The organism is Acinetobacter sp. V2 (assembly GCF_001188385.1).
Lineage (GTDB): Bacteria > Pseudomonadota > Gammaproteobacteria > Pseudomonadales > Moraxellaceae > Acinetobacter > Acinetobacter oleivorans.
Genome location: NZ_JZFB01000002.1, coordinates 462,629 through 466,223 on the forward strand (window position 1 = coordinate 462,629; position 3,595 = coordinate 466,223).

Genomic DNA, 3,595 nt, shown 5'->3' on the forward strand with positions numbered 1-3,595 from the left:
GCCGAAGTATTCATTATTCTATCCTCCTAGCGATCTTTCATTTTGCTTAACACGATTGCAACGACCGCACAGAAAATCACACTGCCCCAGCCGAATACACCTTGTAAGCTCATACTATAAGTATCATAGCCATTTTTGATCAAATTAAAAACAGTCATACAGAGTGTAGTTAACAAGATTAAAGATGTAATAACCGTTAAAGTGAAATCCCATCCCTTACCAACTTGAATGGTTGAGATACGATTTATATGGTCACTAAGTTCTTTAAGAGCTGAACGTTTAAACCAAGCTACGCTAATAATTGAAATTAATGCGCCACCGATAATACCGATGTTATTAATAAAGTGATCAACAATATCAACCAGCTTAATTGCATTTACACTTGAGAATAAAATAATTGATACAAGTGCACTACCACCACCAATAATCGTTACAGCTTTTTTACGGCCCCATTTCAACTTATCTTGCATTGCTGCAATAGGCACTTCCAAAATACTGACCATCGAAGAAATACCTGCGACGAAAAGTGAAGAGAAGAATAAAAGACCAAATAAATCAGCCCCAGCGCCTAAGCTTGAAATAATTTTAGGGAATGCAATAAATGCTAATCCAATTCCGCCACTCACGACATCTTTAACATCAGTACCTGCTGCATGTGCCATAAAACCAAGAGCAGCAAAAATACCAATCCCTGCCAAAATCTCAGTTGATGCATTTGCAAAACCAACGATTAAGCCAGAACCAGTTAAATTCGTTTTTGGTTTTAAATAAGATGCATAGGTAACCATGATCCCGAAACCAACAGATAATGAAAAGAAAGTATGACCATAAGCGGCTAACCATACTTTATAGTCCATCATTGCTGACCAGTTTGGCGTAAAGAATGCATTCAAACCTTGAACTGCACCAGGTAAACGCAATGACTGAATCACCAAAATAGTAAATAGAATGAATAATAATGGCATGAAAATTTTATTGGATAATTCCACACCTTTTTTCACTCCACCATAAAGAATGATTAAAGTAAGTGCCCAAATTCCAACAATCGGCCAGAATAAATGACTTACAAACTGTAAATCAAAACCAGTCGCTTTTGAGGTTTGTAGGTAGGTATTAAAGAAGAAACCTTCCGGATCACTTCCCCACATTTGACCAATAGAGAAGTAAACGTAACTACCTGCCCATGTCAAAACGCTCGCATAATACAAACCAATAATGATACAGACACAAACTTGCCACCAACCTAATGTTTCTCCACCTTTAAATAAGGCCCGATATGCTTTTGGAGGTGAACCAGTACTACGATGACCGACCGCATAATCTAAAAATAGTAACGGTAAACCAGCAGTAATGAGTGCCAATAGATAAGGAATAAGAAACGCACCACCACCATTTTCATAAGCAACGTATGGAAAGCGCCAAATATTACCTAAGCCTACAGCCGAACCAACGGCTGCAATAATAAAACCAGATCGTGACGTCCAGTTTTCACGAGAATCTGTCATAAAACACCTAATGTTAAAAGATTGCTTATTTTTACTGCTATTGTTGATTGTTATTCCGCATGCAAAAAAAGAACCAAAGAATACTTTTGTGTTTGATTGAGAATAAAAGGCACCTTGTGAGTATTTTTATTTTCATTTCAAACAAGCAAAAATAGAAAATTCTTCCTTAAAGATTTTTGTCCATTTTTTGCCCCTATATAGCTGAACAATACCTGTTTTTATTTCTTTTTACTGTAATTTCCATCAGAAATTTTACGAATTTTTTAAGTTTTTTTCACAATTGGTTATTTTTCAGCTAATCTTTACGTTTAAATCAAATAGTCAGACAATATTGTTCAATGACATTTTCTTCCAAACACTAAAAAGATCTATTTAATTACTCAACTTATCCATTAATTTCTTCCTTAATTTCCAATTAAAATTTGATAATACCCATTTTTTAGATGACAAAATTTATACTAAAATCTGTAGAGGGCTAATGTTATCCAAATAAAAAAGTAAATATTAATTATTTGAAATGATTAATATTTTATCTAGCTTAGAAAAATTATTAATAATATAGGCTTCAGACTCATATTTTTTATCAATGCATCTGTAGCAAGATGTCTATATGATGCGCTCAAAGATTTCTTTTATGCGGATGTTCAAAGTGAAAATATTAAAAATATCTTTATTAACGCTCGGGATGGGCTTAAGTGGCCTGGCTCAAGCAGATTTTGTTGGAGTAAAGGGAGATGTCGGCTACTGGTTTTACGATGGTAAAGCGAATATGTCTTCTCAATTTCCTGATGATCAAGATCTAGATCAAAAAGGTAGTGCTCAACTCTCATTGGCAATAGAACACCCAATCCCATTTATTCCAAATGCAAAAATTCGTTATGTAAATTTAGATACTCAAACTAAATCAGAAACTCTAGGTCAAGCTAACTATAAAGTTGATTTAGACCATAGCGATTTTATTCTCTATTATGAGTTACTAGACAATATTGTGAGTATAGATGCTGGACTTGGTGCAACTGTACTAAATGGTGATATTACTTCGTATACAGGTAAACGCGTAGATATTGATAAAACGTATCCTATTGCTTATTTATCTGGTGAAGTCAAACTTCCATTTACAGGCTTAAGTGCTAAAGGTGAAGCAACTTATACAAACTTTGATGATGCACGAATCACAGACGCATTAGCAGAAGTAAAATATAAATTTGCAGATAATTTACTCATTGATCTTGGTTTAACAGCAGGGTATCGCGTACTCAATATTGATTTAGATGACTATGATAATAATGATCTTAAGTTTGAATTTAAGGGCCCATATGTAGGCTTAGAAGCCCATTTCTAAACCAGAACGGGCTTGAAGTTTCCTTCATATATAAAAAAGGACTCTTATAGAGTCCTTTTTTAATTAACCCATACCTACATAACCTGAATATTTTCGAATTCTTTGGCACCACGCTTGAATATTTGGATATAGCTCCAAATCAAAACCACCTTCCTCCGCGACATGCGTGTATGCATATAAGGCAATATCAGCAATAGTTAATTGATTTCCAATAAAATAGTCATGCTCTACTAAAGCTTTATCCATAATAGATAGTGCTTTATGGCCTTTCGATTGTAAATTATGATATTCCTCTATTCTTTCTGATGGTAACCCTAAATATTTATTAATAAAACGAGCAACTGCAATAAATGGTTCATGACTATACTGTTCAAAGAACATCCACTGATACATTTTTGCTTTCGTATAGGAATCTGTAGCAATAAACTCTGTTCCCTCCGCCAGATAGCCTAAAATAGCGTTAGATTCACTTAAAACACGGCCATCATCTAGAACCAATACAGGTATTTTTCCATTAGGATTTAATAATAAAAAATCTGCTGTTTGAGTGTCTTTTTTTAAAATATCAATGTGGACCCATCTATGTTTAATATTTAATAAGGAAAGTAATAGTTTAATCTTATAACAATTACCCGAACCTACATCACCATAAATTATCATAGATGCTTTTCCCTTATTATTCATATTTAAGTATGTAATTTTCTTATTATTTATATCATAACTCATTCAAAAATTAATAGATTGATTT

The 3,595-nt window shown here is 33.6% G+C and carries 3 protein-coding genes; 1 reads left to right on the forward strand and 2 read right to left on the reverse strand.

Annotation, left to right across the window (positions count from 1 at the left end; genetic code table 11):
- Window positions 1–26: 26 nt before the first annotated feature.
- Complete coding sequence (locus UC75_RS10955; protein ID WP_005300319.1) at window positions 27–1,505, reverse strand: sodium-dependent transporter; 1,479 nt, start codon at window positions 1,503–1,505, stop codon at window positions 27–29.
- A 640-nt stretch (window positions 1,506–2,145) separates the two neighbouring features.
- Here UC75_RS10955 and UC75_RS10960 point away from each other — a divergent pair.
- The gene (locus UC75_RS10960) at window positions 2,146–2,847 is read left to right on the forward strand and encodes a TIGR04219 family outer membrane beta-barrel protein (RefSeq protein WP_128825254.1); all 702 of its coding nucleotides are present in this window, start codon (window positions 2,146–2,148) and stop codon (window positions 2,845–2,847) included.
- Window positions 2,848–2,910: 63 nt separating this feature from the next.
- Here the strand turns inward: UC75_RS10960 and UC75_RS10965 are convergent, their stop codons facing one another.
- Window positions 2,911–3,507: a glutathione S-transferase family protein gene (locus UC75_RS10965; RefSeq protein ID WP_049837596.1), complete on the reverse strand. Its 597-nt coding sequence runs from the start codon at window positions 3,505–3,507 to the stop codon at window positions 2,911–2,913.
- Window positions 3,508–3,595 lie beyond the last annotated feature (88 nt).

Bases quoted from the DNA above. Each gene is read 5' to 3' on its own strand.
- UC75_RS10955 (WP_005300319.1), bottom strand. From the start codon at position 1,505: ATGACAGATTCTCGTGAAAACTGGACGTCACGATCTGGTTTTATTATT.
- UC75_RS10960 (WP_128825254.1), top strand. From the start codon at position 2,146: ATGTTCAAAGTGAAAATATTAAAAATATCTTTATTAACGCTCGGGATG.
- UC75_RS10965 (WP_049837596.1), bottom strand. From the start codon at position 3,507: ATGATAATTTATGGTGATGTAGGTTCGGGTAATTGTTATAAGATTAAA.